This is a genomic window from Amycolatopsis sp. PSD-21 (genome assembly GCF_055561455.1).
The window spans coordinates 7,878,835-7,900,703 of record NZ_CM145712.1 but is presented as its reverse complement, the minus strand read 5'-3'; the positions used below and the strand labels follow the sequence as shown (position 1 = coordinate 7,900,703).

General features: G+C 69.3%; 23 protein-coding genes. 13 read left to right on the top strand and 10 right to left on the bottom strand.

What is annotated here, in order from left to right; translation table 11 throughout:
* Positions 1-176 precede the first annotated feature (176 nt).
* Together ACZ1DY_RS37090 and ACZ1DY_RS37085 are read left to right on the top strand one after the other, a co-directional pair.
* Positions 177-1,328: an exonuclease SbcCD subunit D gene (locus ACZ1DY_RS37090; protein ID WP_465482446.1), complete on the top strand. Its 1,152-nt coding sequence runs from the start codon at positions 177-179 to the stop codon at positions 1,326-1,328.
* Positions 1,325-4,276, top strand: a complete 2,952-nt coding sequence (locus ACZ1DY_RS37085; RefSeq protein WP_465482445.1) for an AAA family ATPase — start codon at positions 1,325-1,327, stop codon at positions 4,274-4,276. The genes ACZ1DY_RS37090 and ACZ1DY_RS37085 overlap by 4 nt, the downstream gene beginning before the upstream one ends.
* Before the next feature lie 59 nt (positions 4,277-4,335).
* On the opposite strand, the gene ACZ1DY_RS37080 is transcribed toward ACZ1DY_RS37085, so the two are convergent.
* Both ACZ1DY_RS37080 and ACZ1DY_RS37075 read right to left on the bottom strand, forming a co-directional pair.
* Positions 4,336-4,836, bottom strand: a complete 501-nt coding sequence (locus ACZ1DY_RS37080) for a methylated-DNA--[protein]-cysteine S-methyltransferase (RefSeq protein WP_126737447.1) — start codon at positions 4,834-4,836, stop codon at positions 4,336-4,338.
* On the bottom strand, positions 4,836-6,293 hold the full coding sequence (locus ACZ1DY_RS37075; protein WP_465482444.1) for a DNA-3-methyladenine glycosylase 2 family protein: 1,458 nt from the start codon (positions 6,291-6,293) through the stop codon (positions 4,836-4,838). The genes ACZ1DY_RS37080 and ACZ1DY_RS37075 overlap by 1 nt, the downstream gene beginning before the upstream one ends.
* A 105-nt stretch (positions 6,294-6,398) precedes the next feature.
* Here ACZ1DY_RS37075 and ychF point away from each other — a divergent pair, with 105 nt between their 5' ends.
* A complete protein-coding gene (ychF, locus tag ACZ1DY_RS37070) occupies positions 6,399-7,481 on the top strand; it encodes a redox-regulated ATPase YchF (protein WP_126737449.1) in 1,083 nt (360 codons plus the stop codon).
* 400 nt (positions 7,482-7,881) lie between these two features.
* Here ychF and ACZ1DY_RS37065 read toward each other — a convergent pair whose 3' ends face one another.
* The 4 genes from ACZ1DY_RS37065 to ACZ1DY_RS37050 form a co-directional block, all read right to left on the bottom strand.
* Positions 7,882-8,496 (bottom strand): LppA family lipoprotein, encoded by a 615-nt coding sequence (locus ACZ1DY_RS37065; protein ID WP_465482443.1) that lies wholly within the window; start codon positions 8,494-8,496, stop codon positions 7,882-7,884.
* A 35-nt stretch (positions 8,497-8,531) separates the two neighbouring features.
* Positions 8,532-10,268, bottom strand: coding sequence for an alpha/beta hydrolase (locus ACZ1DY_RS37060; RefSeq protein WP_465482442.1), 1,737 nt, complete (start codon positions 10,266-10,268; stop codon positions 8,532-8,534).
* On the bottom strand, positions 10,268-10,585 hold the full coding sequence (locus ACZ1DY_RS37055) for a hypothetical protein (protein WP_465482441.1): 318 nt from the start codon (positions 10,583-10,585) through the stop codon (positions 10,268-10,270). Before ACZ1DY_RS37055 ends, ACZ1DY_RS37060 begins: the two co-directional genes overlap by 1 nt.
* A 295-nt stretch (positions 10,586-10,880) precedes the next feature.
* The gene (locus tag ACZ1DY_RS37050; protein ID WP_465482440.1) at positions 10,881-11,441 is read right to left on the bottom strand and encodes a DUF4303 domain-containing protein; all 561 of its coding nucleotides are present in this window, start codon (positions 11,439-11,441) and stop codon (positions 10,881-10,883) included.
* Between the two features lie 107 nt (positions 11,442-11,548).
* Here ACZ1DY_RS37050 and ACZ1DY_RS37045 point away from each other — a divergent pair, with 107 nt between their 5' ends.
* From ACZ1DY_RS37045 to ACZ1DY_RS37035, 3 genes are read left to right on the top strand one after another with little or no spacing between them, the layout of a single operon-like run.
* Positions 11,549-11,875 carry a hypothetical protein gene (locus ACZ1DY_RS37045; protein WP_465482439.1) on the top strand — a complete coding sequence of 109 codons (327 nt, stop codon included), beginning with the start codon at positions 11,549-11,551 and terminating at the stop codon, positions 11,873-11,875.
* A gap of 39 nt (positions 11,876-11,914) precedes the next feature.
* Entirely contained in the window at positions 11,915-12,118 is a 204-nt protein-coding gene (locus ACZ1DY_RS37040; RefSeq protein WP_192743424.1) for a ribbon-helix-helix protein, CopG family, read from the top strand.
* Positions 12,115-12,495, top strand: coding sequence for a type II toxin-antitoxin system death-on-curing family toxin (locus ACZ1DY_RS37035; protein WP_465482438.1), 381 nt, complete (start codon positions 12,115-12,117; stop codon positions 12,493-12,495). The genes ACZ1DY_RS37040 and ACZ1DY_RS37035 overlap by 4 nt, the downstream gene beginning before the upstream one ends.
* Here ACZ1DY_RS37035 and ACZ1DY_RS37030 read toward each other — a convergent pair whose 3' ends face one another.
* Positions 12,496-12,864, bottom strand: coding sequence for a hypothetical protein (locus ACZ1DY_RS37030; protein WP_465482437.1), 369 nt, complete (start codon positions 12,862-12,864; stop codon positions 12,496-12,498).
* A 42-nt stretch (positions 12,865-12,906) separates the two neighbouring features.
* On the opposite strand from ACZ1DY_RS37030, the gene ACZ1DY_RS37025 reads away from it, so the two are divergent.
* Genes ACZ1DY_RS37025 through ACZ1DY_RS37015 form a run of 3 tightly spaced genes read left to right on the top strand, consistent with a single transcriptional unit; the run spans position 12,907 to position 15,034 of the window.
* Positions 12,907-13,599 carry a hypothetical protein gene (locus ACZ1DY_RS37025; RefSeq protein WP_465482436.1) on the top strand — a complete coding sequence of 231 codons (693 nt, stop codon included), beginning with the start codon at positions 12,907-12,909 and terminating at the stop codon, positions 13,597-13,599.
* Positions 13,596-13,961, top strand: coding sequence for a hypothetical protein (locus ACZ1DY_RS37020; protein WP_257484414.1), 366 nt, complete (start codon positions 13,596-13,598; stop codon positions 13,959-13,961). The genes ACZ1DY_RS37025 and ACZ1DY_RS37020 overlap by 4 nt, the downstream gene beginning before the upstream one ends.
* Before the next feature lie 11 nt (positions 13,962-13,972).
* Positions 13,973-15,034: an ankyrin repeat domain-containing protein gene (locus ACZ1DY_RS37015; RefSeq protein ID WP_465482435.1), complete on the top strand. Its 1,062-nt coding sequence runs from the start codon at positions 13,973-13,975 to the stop codon at positions 15,032-15,034.
* Positions 15,035-15,080: 46 nt separating this feature from the next.
* Here the strand turns inward: ACZ1DY_RS37015 and ACZ1DY_RS37010 are convergent, their stop codons facing one another.
* Both ACZ1DY_RS37010 and ACZ1DY_RS37005 read right to left on the bottom strand, forming a co-directional pair.
* Positions 15,081-16,442: a M20/M25/M40 family metallo-hydrolase gene (locus ACZ1DY_RS37010; RefSeq protein ID WP_126737460.1), complete on the bottom strand. Its 1,362-nt coding sequence runs from the start codon at positions 16,440-16,442 to the stop codon at positions 15,081-15,083.
* Positions 16,443-16,553: 111 nt separating this feature from the next.
* The gene (locus ACZ1DY_RS37005) at positions 16,554-16,925 is read right to left on the bottom strand and encodes a TetR/AcrR family transcriptional regulator C-terminal domain-containing protein (protein ID WP_465482434.1); all 372 of its coding nucleotides are present in this window, start codon (positions 16,923-16,925) and stop codon (positions 16,554-16,556) included.
* A 101-nt stretch (positions 16,926-17,026) separates the two neighbouring features.
* On the opposite strand from ACZ1DY_RS37005, the gene ACZ1DY_RS37000 reads away from it, so the two are divergent.
* Positions 17,027-17,365, top strand: coding sequence for a winged helix-turn-helix transcriptional regulator (locus ACZ1DY_RS37000; protein ID WP_465485757.1), 339 nt, complete (start codon positions 17,027-17,029; stop codon positions 17,363-17,365).
* Between the two features lie 386 nt (positions 17,366-17,751).
* Here the strand turns inward: ACZ1DY_RS37000 and ACZ1DY_RS36995 are convergent, their stop codons facing one another.
* Positions 17,752-18,042 (bottom strand): 4a-hydroxytetrahydrobiopterin dehydratase, encoded by a 291-nt coding sequence (locus ACZ1DY_RS36995; protein ID WP_257484417.1) that lies wholly within the window; start codon positions 18,040-18,042, stop codon positions 17,752-17,754.
* A gap of 75 nt (positions 18,043-18,117) precedes the next feature.
* On the opposite strand from ACZ1DY_RS36995, the gene ACZ1DY_RS36990 reads away from it, so the two are divergent.
* The 3 genes from ACZ1DY_RS36990 to ACZ1DY_RS36980 are packed head-to-tail and all read left to right on the top strand — an operon-like array spanning position 18,118 to position 21,811.
* Complete coding sequence (locus tag ACZ1DY_RS36990) at positions 18,118-19,170, top strand: thiamine ABC transporter substrate-binding protein (RefSeq protein ID WP_457959928.1); 1,053 nt, start codon at positions 18,118-18,120, stop codon at positions 19,168-19,170.
* Entirely contained in the window at positions 19,146-20,795 is a 1,650-nt protein-coding gene (locus ACZ1DY_RS36985) for an ABC transporter permease (RefSeq protein ID WP_465482433.1), read from the top strand. The genes ACZ1DY_RS36990 and ACZ1DY_RS36985 overlap by 25 nt, the downstream gene beginning before the upstream one ends.
* On the top strand, positions 20,795-21,811 hold the full coding sequence (locus ACZ1DY_RS36980) for an ABC transporter ATP-binding protein (protein ID WP_465482432.1): 1,017 nt from the start codon (positions 20,795-20,797) through the stop codon (positions 21,809-21,811). Before ACZ1DY_RS36985 ends, ACZ1DY_RS36980 begins: the two co-directional genes overlap by 1 nt.
* Positions 21,812-21,869 lie beyond the last annotated feature (58 nt).

The following is a 21,869-nucleotide window of genomic DNA, read 5'->3' as shown; positions in this document are numbered from 1 at the left end:
GTACCTCCCCTCCGGATCCGAGTCGGGGACATCATGGCGGAACCCACCGACAAAAACGGAGCGGCGTGGTCGCGCTCCGTATCTGACCTGCGCCGTCCCCGGCGTGTCGGAAAGCGCAGTGCCATCAAGGGCGCGCCTCCCCTCTCCGGCCGGTGTGCGGCCCTACCTTGGGCTGCGTGAAGCTCCTGCACACGTCCGACTGGCATATCGGCCGTACCTTCCACGGCGCCGATCTGCTCGCCGAGCAGGAAACCGTGCTCGGCCACCTCGCCGACCTCGTGGCGGCCGAATCGGTCGACGTCGTGCTCGTGTCCGGGGACATCTACGACCGCGCGGTGCCCTCGGCGGAGGCCGTCCGCGTGGCCACGACCGCGCTGGGCAGGATCCGCCAGGCCGGGGCGGAACTGGTGATGACCCCGGGCAACCACGACTCCGCGCCGCGGCTGGGCGCGTTCGCCGAGTTCGCCGCGGCGGGCGGGCTGCACCTGCGCGCCACGATCGACGGGCTCGCCGAGCCGGTGCTGCTGTCCGACGAGCACGGCGAGGTCGCCCTCTACGGGATCCCGTACCTCGAACCGGAGCCCGCGCGACACGCCCTCGGCGTGCCCGAGTCCCGCGGTCACACCGGCGTGCTCACCGAAGCGATGCGGCGGATCCGTGAGGATCTCGCCGGACGGCCCTCCGGAATGCGGTCGGTGGTGCTCGCGCACGCCTTCGTCACCGGCGGCGAGCCGACCGACTCCGAGCGGACCATCGCGGTCGGCGGCGTCGAGCAGGTGCCGGGTTCGGTGTTCGACGGCGTCGACTACGTCGCGCTCGGCCACCTGCACGGCCCGCAGACCCTCGCCGAGCACCTGCGCTATTCGGGCAGTCCGCTGGCGTACTCGTTTTCCGAGACGCGCCAACGGAAATCGGTCTGGCTGGTGGAGCTCGGCGCCGACGGGCTCGCCGAGGTCCGGCGGCATGAACTGCCGGTGCCGCGCCACCTCGCGATGCTGCGCGGCGAGCTGGCGGATCTCCTTTCGGATCCGGAGCACGACGGCCTCACCGAACACTTCCTTTCCTTCACGGTCACCGACCGGGTCCGCCCGATCGACGCCATGCGCAAACTGCGTGAACGGTTTCCGTACGCGGTGCACATGGACTGGCAGCCGGAAGGCGGGCACGACGGTGCCGTGCTGAAGTACGCCGAAGCCGTCCGCGGGCGATCCGACGTCGAGATCACCCGGAGTTTCCTGGAGGACTGCCGCGGGTCCGCGCCGTCGGAGAGCGAGGAGCGGCTGGTGCTGGCGGCGCTGGGCGCGGCGGGCAGGGAGCGCGAGGTATGAGGCTGCACCGGTTGGAGGTCGCCGCTTTCGGTCCGTACGCGGGCCGAGAGGTGGTGGACTTCGACGCGCTCGGTGCCGACGGGCTGTTCCTTCTGCACGGTGACACCGGCGCGGGGAAGACGACCCTGCTCGACGCGATCGCGTTCGCGTTGTTCGGCACCGTTCCGGGCGCGCGCGGCGAGGTCAAACGGCTGCGCTGCGACCTCGCCGAGCCCGACCAGGTCACCGAGGTCGTCCTCGAACTGACCGTGCAGGGCCAGCGGATGCGGATCGCGCGCAACCCCGAGTACCAGCGGCCGAAGCGCCGTGGCGAGGGGATGACCCTTCAGCAGGCGAAGGCGGTGCTGAGCTGGGTCGGCACGGTCCCCGCCGGACACGTGGCCGAGGGCATCACACGGATCGACGAGGTCGCGCGCACGGTCGAGCGGCTCATCGGCATGACGCACGAGCAGTTCTTCCAGGTGGTCCTGCTGCCGCAGGGCGAATTCGCGCGGTTCCTGCGCGCGAGCACGGCCGAACGCGAGGAATTGCTGGAGCGGCTGTTCGGCACCGAGCGCTTCTCCGACGTCGAGAACTGGTTCGCGAATCTGCGTGCCGAGCGCGGCCGCGAGTTGCACGCGCGGCAGCAGACGTTGCGGGAGTGGGTCGCCCGGTTCGCGCAGGTCGCGGGGCAGGAACCGCCCGAGGAAGGGCAGGCGGAGTGGGCCGGAGAGGTGCTCGCCGAGTCGGCACGGCGCGTCGCCGAAGCACAGGAGCGCGACACGAAGGCACGTACGGCGGCCAAGAAGGCCGAAGCGGTCTGGCAGGAGAACCGGTCCATCGCCGAACGGATCCGCCGGGTGCGCACCGCCTACACGCGGCTGTCGGTGATCGCCGAGCAGGCGGGCCAGCGTGCGGAGTGGGCGGAAGAGGTCGAGGCGGCGCATCGCGCGGCGGGTGTCGTCGCGGAGGCGGACCTCCTTGAACGCAGGCTCGATCAGCTCGCGGAAGCCGAAGCCGTTGAGGCGCTCCGGGCTCAGGAAGTACCGGACGCGGCGGAGAGTCCGGCCGCCGAGCTTCGCGCTCGCGCCGGCGGGTTGCGGGAAGAAGCGGGTGCGCTCGCCGAACTCGTGGCGGAAAGTGAGCAGCAGCAACAGGACCTGATCCGCCGCGAGCAGCTGAACGCCATCGCCGAGAAGGCGAAGAAGCAGGCCGAGGACTTCGCCGCCGAGCTGGGCGCGGCGCCGGAGCAGGTCGCGGCTTTGCGGGCCGAAACGGCCGCTGCCGCCGAAGCGGAAGCGAAGCTCGACAGCGCCCGCGCTCGCGTCGACGAGCTGACCGCGCTGGCTCGCGACGCCGAAGAGATGCCCAAGACACGTCAGGCCGTCGAGCGCGCACGCGCGGCGGTCAGCGAGGCCGTGGACGGCCATCAGCAGGCCCGTCAGCACCGGCTGGACCTGCGGGAACGGCGTCTCGAAGGAATGGCGGCCGAACTCGCCGCCGGTCTTCACGACGGCGAGAACTGCCCGGTCTGCGGGTCGGCGGAGCATCCGTCGCCGGCGACGCACACCGGCGGCTTGGTCGATCCGGCGGACGAACGCCGCGCCGAAGCCGCGGAACAGCAGGCGCACGCGCGGCGCGAGAAGACGAAAGCCGCGTTGCAGGAGGCCGAAAACCGCCTGGCCGTTTTGATCGAGCGGTTGGGCGAGCACACCGCCGAGACACTGCGGTCCGGGCTCGCCGAAGCGCGCGACCTGGTCGCCACGCTGTCGGAAACGGCTCGTCGAAAGCCCGCTCTCGAGACGCGGCTCCTCGAACTGGAACGGAAGATCGAGCAGCTGACCGAACGGCGCGGGGCGGCCGAACGCCGCGCGGTCGAGGTCGCGACCGAGGTGCGCGGGCTGACCGAGCGGCTGGCCGAACGCGAGCGCCGGTTGGAGGCCGCACGCGGCGAGTTCGCCGACGTCGCCGCACGACGGCGTCATCTGCTCGGCTTCGCGACCCGCCTCGACGCCCTCGCCGAAGCGCGACTGGCTGTCGCGGGTGCCCGCGAGCGGCGCGACGAGCAAGCGAAACTGGTCAAGGAAGCGTTGCGGGCCAAGGGTTTCGCGGACCTCGACGAGATGCGCGCCGCGGCGCGGCCGGACGAGCAGATCACGAAACTGGAAGCCAGTCTCGCCGACGCCAAGGTGATGGAGCGGGCCGCCAAGGAGGAACTCGCGCAACCCGAGTTGTTCGGCATCTCGCCGGAGGACGAGATCGACGTCGGCGCTTCGGCGGACGCGGCGCAGGAGACCCGGGCCGAGGCCGAGCAGGCTTTCGCGGCGCTGCGGACGGCGAAGACGCGGCACACGGATCTGACCGCGCTGGCCGAGCGGATGACGTCCTTGATGACGGAGCTGGCGCCGGTCGAAGAGGGGTATCTCGAACTGAAGGCGCTGGCCGAGGTGGTCAACGGACGCGGGCAGAACGCGCGCAAGATGTCGCTGCGCTCGTACGTCCTCGCGGCGCGGCTTGAAGAGGTCGCGGTCGCGGCGACGGCTCGCCTGCGGACGATGAGCCAGGGCCGCTACTCCTTCGTGCATTCCGACGCGGCCGGGGCGCGGGGCACCCGCGGCGGGCTCGGCCTCGACGTGCTCGACGACTACTCCGGCACCATCCGGCCCGCGAAGACGCTTTCGGGTGGTGAGTCCTTCCTCGCGTCACTCTCGCTGGCCCTGGGGCTCGCGGACGTCGTCGCCGCCGAAACCGGCGGAGCATTGCTGGACACGCTGTTCATCGACGAGGGCTTCGGCACGCTGGACGCCGAAACGCTCGACATCGTCATGAACATCCTCGACGAGCTTCGCGCCGGCGGCCGCGTCGTCGGGCTGGTGTCGCATGTGGAGGAGCTGCGGCAGCGGATCCCGACGCGGCTGCGGATCCGGAAGTCGCGTACGGGCTCTTCGGTGGAGATCCACGCCGCCTGACCGGTTGCCTCGTGAGTGGTAAGGACGGTTCTAACCGTCCTTACCACTCACGAGGCGGTTCAGGCGGCTTCGTGCGTCAACAGCCACTGCTTCGCCGGGACACCCCACCGGAAGTTCCCCACGCCGCCGCCGGTCCGCACCACCCGGTGGCACGGCACGAACAACGCCGCCGCGTTCTTCGCGCACGCGGACGCGGCCGCCCGCACCGCCGCCGGATTCCCCGCCAGCGCCGCGTACTCCGCGTAGCTCACCGGCTCGCCCGCCGGCACCTTCCGCAGGATTTCCCAAGCGTGCTCCCGGAAAGCGCCGGACCGCTGCCGCACCTCGACGTCGGCGACCGCGTCCAGGTCGCCGTCGTGGTAGCGGCGGATCGCGGTGCTCACGGGGCCGAGGTCTCGTCGCTGCTTCACTTCGCCAGGGGCCAGCGACGGCGAGATCAGCGGCGTCAGCTCGCCGACGTCGCCGGTCCAGCCCGAGGCGAGCACGGCACCGTCACCCGCCACGACGGCGGTGAACGGGCCGATCCTGGTGTCCATCGTGGACCAATACGCGATGCTCATCATTCTCCCTTTTCGGCGCGCCACAGGTACATGCCGGCGTACGAGGACCAGGGCTGCCAGGCCCGTCCGCGTTCGGCCAGCGTCGTTTCGTCGTCCGCGATGCCCAGCGCGGCCGCTCCCCGGCGCAGCGCCGGATCACCGGTCAGCAGGACGTCCGGCGCGCCCAGCACGCGCATCAGGACGTAGTCCGCGGTCCCTGGCCCGATTCCAGGGAGGTCCAGCAGCTCCGCCCGCAGCTCCAGGGGATCGCGGCCCACGTGGACCGCCACCCCTTCCGCCAGCGCGCGGGCCACCGCGGCCACCCGTTCCGGGCCGTGTTCGGCGACCTGGGCGGCCGTCGGGAACAGCGTGGTCAGCCCGTCGAGCGCCTCGTCGCAGCTGGGCAGGCGCTCGCCGAGGCTCTCGGCTAGCTCGGCCGCCTCGGCGGGGGAGAGCATCGCGCGCAGCACGAGCTCGTCGCCGTCGACAGTGCCGGGCACCCGGATCCCGGGGATCGTCTCGACCAGCGGCGCGAGGGCGGGGTCGGCCCCGAGGACCCGCGCGACCGCCTCCGGGTCGGCGTCGAGGTCGAGCAGCCGCCGCACCCTGGCCACCGCGCTGCTCAGGTCGCGCAGGTCGGCGAGCCGCAGGTCGCAGCGGACGTGGTCGTCCTTCGCGGTCAGCCACACGACACCGGTGCCGTGCGCGAGCCGCAGCGTGCGCCCGTATCCGGTCACTCCGGAATCGTCGCGCGTCACATGCTCGACGCCGGGTACGGCCTGCTCGGCCAGGAAGTCCAGCACGCCGGCCGCGTCGAACGGCTTGCGGAACGGCAATCGCAGGCTCAACCGGGTCCCGGTCGGCAACTCCTCGGCCTTGCGACGGCGAAGGCTCGCGGCGCGAAGCTGCGAAGGCGTCGTCGCGAAGACCTCTCGGATCGTCTCGTTGAACTGGCGGACGCTGGAGAAACCCGCGGCGAACGCGACGTCGGTCAGCGGGAGCCCGGACATCTCGATCAGCAGCCGCGCCGAGTGCGCCCGATGGGCCCTGGCCAGCGCCAGCGGTCCGGCGCCGAGTTCGGCGGTGAGGACGCGGCCGAGCTGCCGTTCGGAATAGCCGAGCCGCCGCGCGAGCCCCGGGACGCCGTCGCGTTCGACGGTCCCGTCCGAGATGAGCCGCATCGCCCGCGCGGCGAGGTCGGCCCGGATATCCCAATCGGGTGAGCCGGGGACGGCGTCGGGCAGGCAGCGGCGGCAGGCGCGGAAGCCGTTCGCCTGTGCGGCCGCCGACGTCGGGTAGAAGCGGACGTTCTGCTGCTTCGGCGTCGACGCGGGGCAGGACGGACGGCAGTAGATCCCGGTGGTGGAGACGGCCATGATGAACTGGCCGTCGAACCGGGAATCACGGGCGGCGACGGCGCGGTAACACCGTTCGGTGTCGCGCCACACGGCCCGTTCGGCCAAGGTCTGCTCGGTCATGACATCGATCGTGCCACCAGGTCGGGGGCGCGGCTGGCGGAAATCCGACACGGCGATCAAGGCCTCGGCGGATGGGGCGGCGGGCGGCACGTAGACTTCTGGCCCGTGAGTCTCACCCTCGGCATCGTCGGCCTGCCCAACGTCGGCAAGTCCACCCTGTTCAACGCGCTGACCCGCAACGACGTGCTCGCGGCGAACTACCCGTTCGCGACGATCGAGCCCAACGTCGGTGTCGTTCCGCTGCCGGATCCGCGGCTGGACAAGCTCGCCGGGATCTTCGGCTCCGAGCGGATCGTGCCCGCCGTCGTGTCCTTTGTGGACATCGCGGGCATCGTGAAGGGCGCTTCCGAGGGGGCGGGTCTCGGCAACAAGTTCCTCGCGAACATCCGCGAGGCCAACGCGATCTGCCAGGTCATCCGCGTGTTCGACGACCCGGACGTGATCCACGTCGACGGCCGGATCGACCCGGGCAGCGACATCGAGACGATCAACACCGAGCTGATCCTCGCCGACCTGCAGACCCTGGAGAAGGCGCTGCCGCGGCTGGAGAAGGAAGCGCGGACGAAGAAGGAGAACAAGCCCGCGCTCGACAACGCGGTCAAGGCCAAGGAGATCCTCGACGCCGGGCGGACCCTCTTCCAGGCGCAGAAGGAGGTCGACTTCGAGGCGCTGCGCGAGCTGAGCCTGCTCACCACGAAGCCGTTCCTCTACGTCTTCAACGCCGACGAAGGCATCCTCACCGACGAGTCGCGCCGCGAGGAGCTGGCCAAGCTGGTCGCCCCGGCCGACGCGGTCTTCCTCGACGCCAAGGTCGAAGCCGAACTGCTCGAACTGGACGACGAGGAGTCCGTGCGCGAGCTGCTGGAGTCCGTCGGCCAGCACGAGCCCGGCCTGTACTCGCTGGCGCGCGCCGGCTTCCACACCCTCGGCCTCCAGACGTACCTGACCGCGGGCCCCAAGGAGTCGCGCGCCTGGACGATCCCGCAGGGCGCGACCGCCCCGCAGGCCGCGGGTGTCATCCACACCGACTTCGAGCGCGGCTTCATCAAGGCCGAGGTCGTCTCGTTCGACGACCTGGTCGAGAACGGCTCCATGGCCGCCGCCCGGTCCGCGGGCAAGGTGCGCATGGAGGGCAAGGACTACGTCATGGCCGATGGCGACGTGGTGGAGTTCCGCTTCAACGTCTAGTCACACCAAGAAGGTGTAACCGTGCAGGAAGCCCGCGAGGCTTCCTGCACGATGCCAAGCGTATTGAACAGGCCACCTCGATCTCCGAGCCAGACATTCAAATTGATACGGCCGATCCTGAACTCCAGGAGGTATTGGCTCTACTTCCGGCTCCGTACACCCGGTCTCGGTCAACGATCTCGACGCGGTTCGCGGTGCTGTTGCCGACGGCATCAGTGCCGACCTCGAACGCGCGCTCCAAGCTGTGATCAGCCAAACGTCCCGTGTGTTGCCGTGCTGGCCGCCGTCGTGGGTCCGCACACCTCCATGAAGGAGCCACCGAAGAACCGGCGATGACGATCGAATTCCCAGTGTTCTTCGAGGCGGCCGTACACCGCCTGCCTCTGTTCCAGAGTCAACGCTAACTTCCGCTGGGCCGAGGCGTACCCCGCGTGTGCGCCTCGGCCGACAGGTGACACCCAGTCTTCAGCGTGAGCATGGTGCTGGTGCCGGTCGTGGTGCCGGTTGAGGTTGAAAGCGTCAGATCCGCTCCGAAGTCATCAAGCAGGTGGAACTCGCGGAACTGGGGTTGGTTCACCTCGAAGCCCTTCTTCGTGAAGCCATGCCTGCCTGCGGCTTCGGTGAGTGCCTGCGTCGTCTTCGCCCAGCTGGCTTCAGGAATGACGTCCGGCAGGCCCCACGTGGTGTAGGCGGTGTACACATCGTGGACATCGACCGCGCGGAAAGCGTTGCAGCCGGGCGATATCTCGGCCACGGTGCCCTGTTGCCACGCGGAGAAGCCAGTGGCTTCCGTGAGCTTGGCGCGCAGGTCGGTGAGCGCTTGGTCGTACTTCGCCTGGGCCTGCTTGGCGTCCGGCCGCTTGAGAAGTTCGGTGAACTGCTGCTGGGCCGACATGCCGTCCTTGCTGTGGTCGTTGTCGAGGTAGTCCGGGCTGCTGTCGCACGCCGTGCTGGTGAGCAGGACAGCGACCGCCGTCCCGGCAATCCAGCTGATGGTTCGAGCAGCGCGCTTCATGAGTTTCACCTGAGCTTACTTCGAGATGACTGGACTTACTTCGAGATGGTCAGATCGGGGCGGCCGGCAACGATCGCCGCCATGTTGTACTTGCTGGTGCTGTCGGTGCCATCAGGCGTGGTCAGCGTGTACTCGCTGTGCCCTGAAGAAGCCGCCAGCGGCCGGCCGTCGAGTAGCGATGTCGCTCCGTGAGTCGCCAGTTGCTTCATGCCCTCCATGCTGCCGGGGTCTTCGCCGAACCGCCCGTGCGTGATGTTGCCGACGTCGGCCACTGGGTCACCGTCCGCCTCGAGCGTGTAGGCGTGGCCTTCGGGAACGTGCAGCCGGTCGATCGAGCGACCGCCGATGCCGTCTCCATAGGGCTGGTCGGAGATGCCGGGCGAGCCGAAGAACACGGCGTCGTCGACGCCGGTGTCGCTCTGCAGGGCAATGCCGGTGGTCAGCGAGCCGTAGGAGTGGCCAAGCGCAGTGAGGTGCGGGTCATCCGGTCGGGACATGTTGATCCCTTGGTCGAAGCGGGCCAGCTTTTCGGCGCCGTCTTGTGCCGCGCCACCGCTGATGACGTCGGCGTAGTCGCCGAGTTTGTCGGTCGCGGGCGGTTCGTAGCCGAGCCAGGTCACCGTCGCGACCGACTTGCCGCTGAGGTCGCCCACCATGCGGTTGGCGCTCTCGCGCACGCTCTGCATGTCATTCACGTAGCCATCGAGGTTCGTCTCAACCGCGGAGTTCATACCCGGCGTGAAGACAGCGACGTGCTTCGCCGTGTCGACATCCCCGTTGGCCACCGCGGCCTTCACCTTGTCGCCGGTCACGTCGAGCGACATGAGCTGCCGGTTCGGCAGCGGCTTACCGTCCGGCCCCACCATGATGCCTTCGACCTTGTTCAGAGCCGCAAGCCGTTCGTCGAGCTTGGTGAGCTGTTCCTGATACTTGTGCACACTCGGGACATCCCGGCTCAAGTCTGCGGGCGCGTGGCGCATGAGCTCGGTGCGCTCGTCGAGCAGCTTCTGCTTCTCGTCTGCCAGGAGCGCGATGTTCGCCTTGCTCCTGGCCCACGCCGCCACACCGTCCCGGTTGCCGACCAACCCCGGGTGATCCTTGATCAGGCGCTCTTGCTGCTGCTTTGAGAGGGAGTCCCACCAGGCGGCGTTGGCCGCCGGGCCCGCGTCGACGGCGGGCGGGGCAGGGATGGATAAGGAGCCGAGTGCCTCGCCGGCGTTTCCGGCCGCGGCCAAGCTGGTGCCCTCGCCACTGGCGTCGATGGTGTGCCCGTTGATCGCCGGGTCGAGCACGGCGCAGAAGTCGTTGTCGACGTCCTCGGCCGAGAGCAGCGTCTGCTTCACACGTTCGCCTAGTTCCGAGGCCACGGCCTTGCGCTCGCGCTCGACGTCTTCGCGTTGCTCTTCTGGAATGTCCGGCGGCAGGCCATGGTCGGTGATGGCGCCGTCGTCCCCAATCGAGAAGTTGTGCGCCTTGGCCAGGCCCTCGGCTTCCTTGAAGCCGGCCAGAACACCGGTGGCCGCATCCGCCACGTCGCCACTGGCTCGGCGGATCGCCGCGATCTCGGCCGCCCACTCCTTGCCTTCTTCGATTAAGCGCTTCGATGCTCCGGCCGCCGCGATGGCCGCGGTACCTGACCAGCCGCTCGGCATCGCGGCGTCCTCGAAGTCTTCGGAGCACGCAAGCAGCTGCAGGTACTTGCCGTTAAGCGCGGCCGACATGTCGGAAAGGACGCTCGGATTCCAGCGTCGAAGGTCTCCCCAGGACACCATCAGCTGGCCTTCGGCCCGCCGTGAGCCACCGTGGCATGCAGATCTTGCTGAGCGGCCGCCTCGTTGGCGCGGTAGTTCGCCGCGGCCTTGCCCAAGTCGCCGGAGTATGCCTCCCAGGCTCCGGCCCAGCGCCGGCCCTTGCCCGACCAGGCGGACTTCAACGCGGCCAGTTTGCCTGCCGAACGAGTGCCCGGAAGTCCGGCGTCGCCTTCCGGAACGACGCCGGCGGTGTCGAGCCCGCGGGCGTCATCGACCAACCTTCCGGCGGCCTTGCTCGCTTCGTCGATCTCTCCAAGTACAGCTTCATACCCAGCCATCTGCCACACCCTCCCAAGGTGACGCGTGTGCTGTCCCCGTGACCCTACGACAACAGTCGGTTACCTGTGAACCACATCCGCCCAGGTCGGGGAGGGCTACTCAAGGTCAGGTAAGTAGCTCTACTTATGCGCGGGCCCTGGGGCACTCGGTGAGCTGCTGCCTGGCCGCGACGCTGCGGCAAGGCTCCGCGTGCGCCTTGAATCGATCAGCCGTCGCCGTTGGCCTAACTCTTGGTGATCAGTCATCTGCGGGAGCTGCATGTTGCACAGTGTGGTGACGTGGTGGAGTTCCGCTTCAACGTCTGATGTCGACCTGCAGGAATTCCCGGAACTCCGCGGTTTCGGCCTGACCGTTCAGCGCGGCGTTCCACCGCGCGATGTCGGCTTCCGAGACGTCGGCGTCGAGCGGCAGGAAGGCCCGCACCGCGTTCGGCCACTGCTCGAAGAACCCGGCGGCGACCGAGGCCGTCAACGCCTGTGAGATCGAGTCCCACACCGTCCTCCGGAACTCGCGAAGGTCCGAATCGGTGCAGCGTCGTTTCACCCGTTCCGCCTCGGCGCGGACCGGCTCCAGCGGGTCGTCGATCCCCTCGGCGCCGCGGATGTCCATGTCCCATTCGCCGAGGTGCCATCTCGCGTCGATGGCGAACTCCGGGTCCTCGGCGATCATCTCGTCGAGGTGCCGCCGCGAGTGGGCGAAGGCGACGATCGACGTGGCGTCGGCGTCGGTCGCGATGCCGACGCCTGCCACGTCGTCCGGCGGCAGCTGTCCTGCGACCGTCGCGATGGCCTGCTCGAGCGCCGATCTGAGTCGATCGGACCAATCGCGTGCCCACGCGCGGAGTTCAAGATCCATGGCGCCATTGTCGCCGTTCGCTCCTCGGTGGTGCGGAGGCCGACATAGGATCGGCCTCCCCGCTGGGAGGGCCGCGGCGGAGCTGGATTCCCCACGGAGGCAAGGGCATGGGTGCTGATCGCGACGTCTGGTTCATCGATCGTTGGGGTGTCCAGATCGAAGACGACATCTCCGTCGAGGCCTTCGCCGCCCTGCTGGACGCGCTCAACGACGACGACGATGCCGAGCACGTCGTCGTCGACATCAACGACAGCGACGATTGGTTCGTCGAGTTCACCCGCCGCTCCGTCTGTTTCCAGCAGGCAGAACGCGGCGGAGAAGTCGTTGGCAGTCTTGACTATGCCGACCGCGACGAGGCGCTCGCGATCGCCAAGGAGTTCATCGACGGCGACTTCGAGGCTCTTCGCGCACGCTCCTGGAAGCCCGACGCCTGAGTGGACTTGATCATGATACCGAAGTGGTATCATGAGCTCATGGCGATGACGTTGAGGCTGAACGAAGAGCAGGAGCGCGCTTTGGCCTTGCTCGCCGAGGCCAACGGGGTGAGCAAGCACGAAGCGATCGTGCGCGCGATCACCGACGCCGCGGCCCGGTCCGTCCGTGACGATCGAGTGCGTGCCCTGTCGCGTGACGGGCGGGCGCGTTACGCGTCGTTGCTCGATCGCCTGGCGCAGTGAAGATCGAGTACCTGTCCCTGGACGACCTGCTCACACTCGCGGCCGACCTGGGTGTTTCCCGAATTCGGGATCTGGGCTTGCTCGACGCGGCGGCGCATCGGCCGCAGTCGTCGCTGATGGGACAGGACGCTTATCCGAGCCTGCATGAGAAAGCGGCGGTCCTGCTGGAGTCGATCGTCCGCAACCACCCGCTCATCGACGGCAACAAGCGGCTGGGCTGGATGGCGGTCTTCGTTTTTTACGGCCTCAACGGTGCTGACCTGGAAGCGCCGGAGGACGACGCGTACGAGCTCGTGATCGCGACGGCGACCGGGGCTGTCGCCTACGAGGAAGGGGCCCAGCGCCTCGCGGCGTGGGCTCGCCCCGAAGTCGTCTGATCACACGCCGTAGCGATCCTGGAACATCCTCGCCGGTGCCTTGCCGTGCCGCGCCGTGTAGGCCGCCACGATCTCGTCCGTCGTGTCCTCCCCGGACTGGAGACGGACCAGATACGGCACCACCCAGTGCAGATCCGCCTCGTCGAACTGCTCCGCCCAGTACGGATCGAATCCGGTCCGGGACTCGTCGAGCACCGCGGAGAGCGCGACCTGCCCACCCGCGTTCACCGGATGCGGTCCCACCGAGATCGAGACGCGGGAAGCGGCGCCGGCCGGGTGCACGGCCACCTCCATCGGGTGTGGGGGACGCCCGGGTGCCGTGCGGGCGATCACGAGGAACCGCAGTGGCCCGCGTTTCGTCTTCTTCATGCGGCCATTCGAGCACGCCGCCACGGACCGAGGATGAACCGCATGACGAGCCCCGCCCTCTCACCGCTCGCCCGTGTCCTGGCGCGCACGGACTTCGCGGCGGACTGGTACCGCTGGTGCGACGCCAAGCGAGACTGGGCGGCCGAGGCGACGGGTACCTACGACGAAGACTCCCTGCTCTCCACGAGCGGTGGTTTCGCCGCACTCCCCGCGAGCGAGTTCATGCGGGCGTATCGCGCGGCCGGAGCCCGTTTCGAACCCGAGGTCGCCGGAGGCCTCGGTCCCGGTATCGACTACGACCCGCGGCGCGGGTCCGAACCACTCGTCGGCCCGCTGCACTACGAGTTCGCCGGCTGGCTCGGCGACGACATCGTCACGACTAGCGGGTACTGGATCGTCACCGGCAGGCTCGCCGACGCGCTCAGGGAATCGCCGCTCACCGGCTACGAGCTCGGCGAGGTGGTGGTGACCACCGAAGAACAGTTCGACATGTTCTACAGCCACCTCGGCCTTCCCCGTGACTGGGAGCGGCTCATCCCCACCGGCACGGAGGAGGGCGGTGAGGATTTCGTGCTCGAAACGGTCGTCGACCTCCTCGTCAGCGACGCCGCCCTCGAACTGTTGCGGCGGTTCCACATCGACGACGCCGACATCTCGCCGGCGGACGAGGAACCGGAGGTCTCCGAAGTCATGCGGAAGTTCCTCGACCTGCAGCGAGCGAAGGGGGAACAGTGACGGACGACACCACCGTCGATCTCATCGGATCGTTGGTCGAAGCCGCGGACCTGCCGGGATCGGTGGACGGCTGGGAATCGCTGGCGATCATCCTGGAGTTCGGCGAAGGGTTTCGCAGTGTGTACGGGTACGCGTACTCGCCCGGCGGCGTCATCACGCCCGTGTCCTGCCAGTGGTCGGGCATCGAAGCGGCGGTGAACGCGTACCTGGGTGAGAGGCTGCCGGTGAAGATCCTCGTGCAGTACGACCGGACGGCAGGGAAGCACGAGGTCACCTTCGAGGACACCGACGAGGATCGTTGGGCCGTGAAGCCGAAGAACTTCCGGCAGATGCGCGAACAACTGCGCCCGAAGTTCGACTGAGGAGAAGCACGATGGCACGGAAGCGGAAGACCCTTCCCAAGGACTTCGAGGAGATGCTGACCTCGGCCTCGGTGGAGGAACTCAAAGCCGTCTTCGGCAAATGCGAGCTCGACGCGCGGGGCGGCTATTCCAAGGGCACCGCCATCGGCTTCCCGGCGTGCCCGGACGAGCTCATCGTCTGGCTGACCGGGCAGGGGCTCGCCGTCGACACCCCGGACAGCTACGGCAGGACACCGCTTCACGCGCGGGCTTCCCGCGGTGCTCCGAAGCAGATTCCCTTGCTGCTCTCGCTCGGCGCGGACGTCGATGCGGCCGACATCTACGGGCAAACACCGCTTGGGGCCGCCGTGGGCAGGCTGAGGGTCGAGGCGGCACGAGTACTGATCGAGCACGGGGCCTCGACCGAGGTGCTCGACAGGCGCGGCAACACCTTGCTGATGTGCTGCCTGATCAGTACGGAGAACGCCTATCTCCGGGAGTCCGCCGAGATCGCGAAGCTGCTGCTCGAACGCGGGGCGAGCATCACGCCCGAGATGCGCCGGAAGGTCGAGCGGATCGGCAGTGGGTTCGAGTTCCACCGCGAGACCTTCAACCGCGACCTTCTCGAAGAGACCGACGCCGCGCTCAGCGAGCTGTACCGGATCTTCGAGGTCGAGCCCGTAGCCCGGCGGTCGAAGCACGATGGGGTGTCACCGATCGTCGTTCCCGGCGGAACCTGGCAGGAGCGGCACAAGGCGCTTTGGGAGTTCCTCGTGCCGTCGAGAGGTGCGGGCGAGACAGTGCAGTGCGAGGTCGTCCGCGTCACCGGCCGGATCTCCGACGAGATGTTCCGGAACGGCGGGGCGAACTGGGACCGCGATTATCGTGCGATGGCCGACGCCTTCCCGGGTTTCCTGGCACAGGGCGAGCCTCTCGGGGAGGAAGAACTCCAAGAGGCCAAGGAGATCGCCAAGCAGGTCAGGTCCGGCCGCGGTGGGGACGGACAGCTCGATCGCTTGAGCGAACTCGCCGTCGCCTGGGTCGCGAGGAATCCGGCCCCGATCGCCTTGGAAGCGGTGGACTACTCACGCTGAGGACCGCCGGGTGTCCTCGATGAGCATCGAGGACACCCGGCGAGGCTCACTTCCGCAGCAGGCTGTACGCCGCCGAACCGATCAGCTCCAGCGAAACCTGAAGCCGCTCGAGGGAGACGTTGTCCTTGATGGTGTCTTCCGGCGTGTGATACGTCGGCTCCAGCAGCGCCGGACCGGTTTCGCCGCGCCAGCTGAAGTTGCCCGACGCGATCCCGCGCTCGAAGAACGGCACGTGGTCGCTCGAACCGCGGGCCACCGGGCCCTTGACCTGAGGGTCGTAGCCGAGCCGCTTGGCGGCGGCGTTGACGGCCGCGGTCGTGGCGTTGTCGGCGCCGTCGACCGAAAGCAGCCAGTAGGTCACCGCCGGGTCCCAGCTGGTGGCGACCATGTCGTTCTGGAAGCAGCCCGCGATCCGCTTCGCTTCCGGGTCGGACAGGTTCTTGACGTAGTGCCGCGAACCGATCAGCCCGTACTCCTCCGAGCCCCACAGCGCGAACCGCAGCGTCTTGTTCGTCGGCAGGTGGCGCAGGACGCGCGCCAGTTCCAGGCACAGCACGGTGCCGCTGCCGTCGTCGTTGGCGCCGGGGGAGCCGGGGACGCTGTCGTAGTGCGCGGTCACCATGACCACGCCGTCGTCCTTGCCGGGGAACGTGGCGGGCCGCTCGGCGATGACGTTGTACGACGTCAGGTTCTTGTGGTGGGTGGCCGTCGCCTTCACCGTGACCGAGCCCTTGGCGAGCCGTTCGCGCAGGCGCTCCACCTGCACCTGGGCCAGGCCGAGCACCGGGATGGTGACCGGGGTGGCCAGCGTCGGGGAGAACGCCGACAGCTTGCGGGCCGGGTCCGCGCCGATCCGGCCGAGCAGCACGGCGTCCGCTCCGCGCTGCGCGGCCGTCAGGTACGCGTCGGCCTTGTTGGTCACGGCGGCGATCAGCACGATCTTGCCGGTCAGGTCGTCGGGAAGCGTGCTGCCGTCACCGGCGTCGACGACGACGGCCTCGCGCGTGACGTCCTGCAGGCCCTGCGGCGACGAGCCGGTCTGCCAGCTGTCGCGCCCGATCGACAGGCCGCCCAGGAACTTGTCGGCGATCGGGAACGGCTGCAGCGTGACCTGGTAGCGAAGGTCCCGAAGCACCTTCGCGATGTAGTCCCTGGCTCGCAGTTCGCCTTCGGTGCCGGCGATCCGGGGGCCGATCTTGTCGCTGAGCACCCGCAGGTGCTCCAGTGCCCGCCGCGACCGCACTCGCGCGACCACCGGGTAGTCGCCGAATTCCAGCGACGGCGGGAACTGCGCGCCCGGACGTTGCTGCGTGGCCGCGGCGGCGGTGCCGGGGTTCAGCCCGATCGTCGCCGCGCCCGCCAGTGCCACCGCGCCCGCGAGCACCTCACGTCTGCGCAGACCTGCCATGGAACACCCCTCACTTCTCGAAGAAAACTCGTTCGAGTAGCTAAGAGTCACGAGGCCCGGAGAGCAACCTCCGATCGTCCCCTTTTTCCTTTCCGTGACGTTTCCTCTGTCTTAGGCGCCGAAGGCCTTCAGGAAGGTGCCGACGGCGGCCTCGGCGATGGCGCGAAGTTCGGCGTCGGGAGTGCGGCGGGTGCCGAGCCTCGCCCGCTTGTCGGCCGGACCGGACAGCAGCGCGAAGAACTGATCCGCGGCCAAGAGCGGGTCCGCGGTTCGAAGGTGCCCGGAGACGGTCAGGCGGGCGAGCCGGTCGGCCAGTGCTTCGGCCACGCGGTCCGCCGCGCGCGTGTGGATGACGTCGAGCAGGTCGGGGAACTGGCCCGTCTCGGCCGCGAGCAGCCGTCGCAGCACCCATGAGCTCGGTCCGCCGACGCGGAGACCGCCTCGCGAAAACAGGCTCTCCTTGTCGCCGTAATGGCTGTACACGGTGGCTTTGGCCGAGGTCGCTCGCCGGTTGCCGGCCGACGAACGACGGCGGAAGGGGCCGCACGGGTAACTTCGGACGGGTGAAGCCGTTGAGTCCCGACATGTTCGCGCCCGGTTGCCCGTCGAACCTGACCCCGTTCCGGATCGGCGACAAATGGGCGGGTCTGGTCGTGCAGTGCCTGGAAGAAGGGCCGCGCCGGTTCTCCGAACTGCGGGTGCCCTTGCGGGGAGTCACGCCGAAGGTCCTCACGGAGACCCTGAGGGCTCTGGAGCGCGACGGCATGATCACGCGGACGGCGTACGACGAGAAGCCGCCGCGGGTGGAGTACGAGCTCACCTCGCTCGGCCGGACGTTGTTCGAGCCGATGGAGGCATGCCGTGAATGGGCGGCGAAGCACCTTCCGGAGCTGGTCGCCGCCCGCGAAGCCTACTCGGGCTGAAGGATTAGCCGAGCAGGCCGAGCACGACGATCGTCAGCAGCGTGATGGCGGCGGCGAACGTGGTCACCCAGGCGCGCTGGGCGGCGGTGATGGAGGCGTTGTTCACGGCGGTTCCCCGGGGGAGAGAAGCGACAGGTCCGCCGGGAACAGCGCGTTGATCAGGCTCCGCGTTACCTGCCGGACGCCGGTGTGATCAACGTCACTGATCGTGCTGGTGATGCCGATCGCGCGCCGTGTACCAGAGCACTCCGGCAGCGGCCGCCACCATCGCGCCGAACGCCGAGAACCCCACCACGATCGCTTGCGTCATCACTCGTCCTTTCTCGTTGTGTCCCTACTGGGGAAGACGTCCGAGAAGCGGAGTCGTGGCGCGATCGTCGCGGACGTCACATGCCGTCGAGTACCCCGTCGATCTGCGACGCGAGGGAGAAGTCCTTCTCCGTCAGCCCTCCGGCGGAGTGCGTGCTGAGCCGGAACGTCACCGTCCGCCAGCGGATGTCGATGTCGGGATGGTGGTCGGCCGCCTCCGCCAGTTCGGCCACCTTGTCCACCGCCTCGATGGCTTTCGGGAAACTCGGCAGCTTCGCCGTCCGCTCGATCGTCACGCCGTCACGGGTCCACCCGGAGAGCTTGGTCACGGCTTCGTCGGCCTGCTGGTCGTTCAAGATTTCCGCCATGACTCCATGGTGGTACGCCGTCGGCTACGCTGCACGTTTGCCACGGGTCCCCCCTTGAAGAACGCAGGAGGCTAGATGAAACGCGCCCTCCGCACGGTCGTTGCGGCTGGCACGGTGGCCGCCCTCGTCGCGGGCTGCTCGCTCTCCGGGAACACGGGGAACGACCCGCAGGCGCCGGCGACGGTCACGCTCGTGACACACGACTCGTGGCTCGCCCCGCAGGAGGTCCTCGACGCGTTCGAGCGGCAGTCCGGGATCAAGATCTCCGTGCTCAAGCAGGGGGACGCGGGCGCGCTGACCAACAAACTGGTGCTGACCAAGGCGAACCCGATCGGGGACGTCGCGTACGGCATCGACTCGACGTTCGCCTCGCGCGCGCTCACCGAGGGCGTTTTCGAGCAGTACACCAGCCCGGAGGCCGATCGCGGCCCGCAGCGCTACTCCATCGACCCCGAGCACCGGCTCTCCGCGGTCGACCTCGGCGACGTCTGCGTCAACATCGACACCCGGTACTTCGCGGACAAGGGGATCCCGGAGCCGAAGTCGTTCGCGGACCTGGCCGACGCCAAGTACAAGGACCTGATGGTCGCCGAGAGCGCCGCGACGTCCTCGCCCGGTCTGGCGTTCCTGCTCGGCACCGTCGCCCAGTTCGGCGAGCAGGGCTGGCAGGGGTACTGGACCCAGCTGAAGGCCAACGGTCTCAAGGTGGTCAGCGGCTGGGAAGAGGCCTACTCCAAGGAATTCTCCGGTTCCTCGGGCAAGGGCCCGCGCCCGATCGTCGTCTCCTACGCCTCTTCGCCCGCCGCCGAGATCGGCGACGACGGCAAGCCGCGCACGAAGGCGCTGCTGGACACCTGCTACCGCCAGGTCGAGTACGCGGGGGTGCTGAAGGGCGGCAAGCAGGTCGAGAAGGCCCGCAAGGTCGTGGACTTCCTGCTGTCCCAGCAGTTCCAGGTGACGGTGGCGAGCAACATGTACGTGTACCCGGCCCGTCAGGGAGTCGAGCTCCCGCAGGGCTGGGCGCAGGCCGCGCCGCAGCCGCAGCAGCCGAAGACGCTCGAACCGGCCAAGATCCAGGCCGGGCGCGAGCAGTGGATCGCCCAGTGGCGCACGCTACTCGAAGGCTGAGTTCGACCAGGCCGACTTTCCGCGGAGCCGGGCTGGCGGCGCTCGCCGTGCTGCCGCTCGGTTTCCTCGTGGTGTTCTTCGCCTGGCCGGTCGCGGCGATCGTCGCGCGCGGTTTCGGCTCCGGCGGGGTCGGCGCGGCCATCGGTGACCCGCTGACCTGGGAACTCGCCGGGTTCACCGTCGCCAGTGCCGGGGTCTCGACGATCGTGGCGGTGCTGGCGGGCCTGCCGGTCGCGTTCCTGCTCGCGCGGGTGCGGCTGCCGGGGGTTTCGCTGGTCCGGACGCTCGTGCTGGTGCCGTTCGTGCTGCCGACGGTCGTGGTCGGCCTGGCGTTCCGCGCGCTCTGGCCCGACGGCGGGCTGCTGCCCCTGGTGCTGGCCAACGCCTTCTTCAACGTGGCCGTCGTCGCGCGCACGGTTTCCGGGTTGTGGAGCCATCTCGATCCGCGCACCGTGGACGCGGCGCGGGCACTCGGCGCGTCGCCGTGGCGTGCCTTCCGCTCGGTGACGCTGCCCGCGCTCGCCCCGGCCGTCGCGTCGTCGGCCGCGGTGGTGTTCCTGTTCTGCGCCACCAGTTTCGGGGTCGTGCTCATCCTCGGCGGGGCGAAGTACCGCACCCTGGAGACCGAGATCTACCTGCGCACGGTCGAACTGCTCGACCTCTCCGGCGCGGCCGCGTTGTCGCTGGTGCAGTTCGCCGCCGTCGTCGCCGCGCTGGTCGTCGGCGCGCTGGCCAGGCGGCGCCGGGAGAACGCGGTCCGCCTGCGTTCGCGGAGCGAGACGGCCCGGCGGCCGAGGGGTGGCGAGTGGTGGGCGGTGTCCGCCGGGCTCGCGGTGGTCGCGCTTCTGATGACGCCGATCGTGGCGTTGCTTGTCGAGTCCGTGTCCACTTCGGACGGTTGGAGCCTCGCGGGGTACGCCGGTCTCGCCGGGCAGGGAACCAGCGGCGCGCTCCAGGTCTCGGGCTGGGACGCGGCGTCGATGTCGCTGCGGACGGCGTTCGACGCCACGACGCTCGCGATGATCGTCGGTGTCCTGGCCTCGGTCGTGCTGGTGGCGCTACGCCGCACGCCGGGCAGGCTGGCCCGTGGCATGGGCGAGACGATGGACGCCGCGCTCATGCTTCCGCTGGGCGTGTCCGCGGTGACCGTCGGTTTCGGTTATCTCGTCACGCTCGACGCGCTGCCGGGCGACCTGCGGACGTCGCCGCTGCTGGTGCCGCTCGCGCAGGCGCTGGTGATCATCCCGCTGATCGTGCGGATGGTGCTGCCGGTGCTGCGCTCGGTCGACGTCCGGCTGCGGCAGGCCGCGTCGACGCTAGGAGCGAGCCCCGGCCGGGTGTGGCGCGAGATCGATCTCCCGCTGGCGGCGCGTTCGCTGGTCGCGGCGGCCGGCTTCGGTTACGTGGTCGCGCTCGGCGAGTTCGGCGCGACGAGCTTCCTGGCCAGGCCGGACGCGCCGACGCTGCCGGTCGCCGTGGCGACGCTGATCTCGCGGCCGGGGGAGCTGAACAACCAGATGGCCTACGCGGCCTGCGCGCTGCTCATGATCGTGACCGTGGTGGCGGTGGTGCTGATCGACCGGTTCGGCGCGGTCCGCGGGCAGAATTCGGTAGGGGAGTTCTAGTGTCGCTGTCGGTACGTGAGCTGACCGTCCACTATGGAACCTTCGCGGCGGTGAAGGACGCCCGGCTGGACATCGCCGACGGCGAGGTGCTGGCCCTGCTGGGCCCGTCCGGATCGGGGAAGTCGACGCTGCTGCGGGCGATCACCGGGCTGGAGCCGCTGACGTCGGGCACCGTGCGGTGGGACGGCGAGGACCTCTCCGGTGTCCCGGTGCACCGGCGGGAGTTCGGGCTGGTGTTCCAGGACGGGCAGCTGTTCCCGCACAAGGACGTCGCCGCCAACATCGCCTTCGGGCTGCGGATGCACGACGTCCCCCGCGCCGAGCACGCCGAACGGATCCGGGCGCTGCTCGATCTCGTCGGGCTGGCCGGTTACGAGCGGCGGAGGGTGACCGAGCTGTCCGGCGGGCAGGCACAGCGGGTGGCGCTGGCCCGCGCGCTGGCGCCGGAACCGCGGTTGCTGCTACTCGACGAGCCGCTGTCCGGTTTGGACGCCGGGCTGCGGGAACAGCTGGCGATCGACCTCGCGGCCCTGCTGCGGCGCAGCAAGATCACCGCGCTGCTGGTCACTCACGATCAGGAGGAGGCGTTCACACTCGCCGACCGGGTCGCCGTGCTCGACGACGGGGAGATCCGGCAGGAGGGCGCGGTGCGCCGCGTCTGGCGGCAGCCGGTGGACGAGGACGTCGCACGGTTCCTCGGCGTGACCACCTTCGTCGACGGCGAGGCGTCGGGCGGGACGGTGCGGACCGTGCTCGGCAACGTCACGCTGCCCGACGTCGAGGACGGCGCGGTGCGGCTGGGGCTGAGGCCGCACGGCCTGCGAGTGGCCCCGGAGGGTGCCGAGGGCGAGGTCGTCGCCGTGGTGCACCGGCGGGAGCACGTGCGGCTCGTGGTCGCCCCCGGCGGCGATCTGTCCACAGTGGACGCCGTCGCGCCGGTGACGGCCGATCTGCGCCCCGGTGACACCGTGCGGCTCGCCCTGGACCCGGACGGCGTCGCCCAACTCCGCGGTTAGTCCTCTGAACGCGGTCCTTGCGTGTGCAAGTACCGCATCCAGAGGACGAAACGCGGGA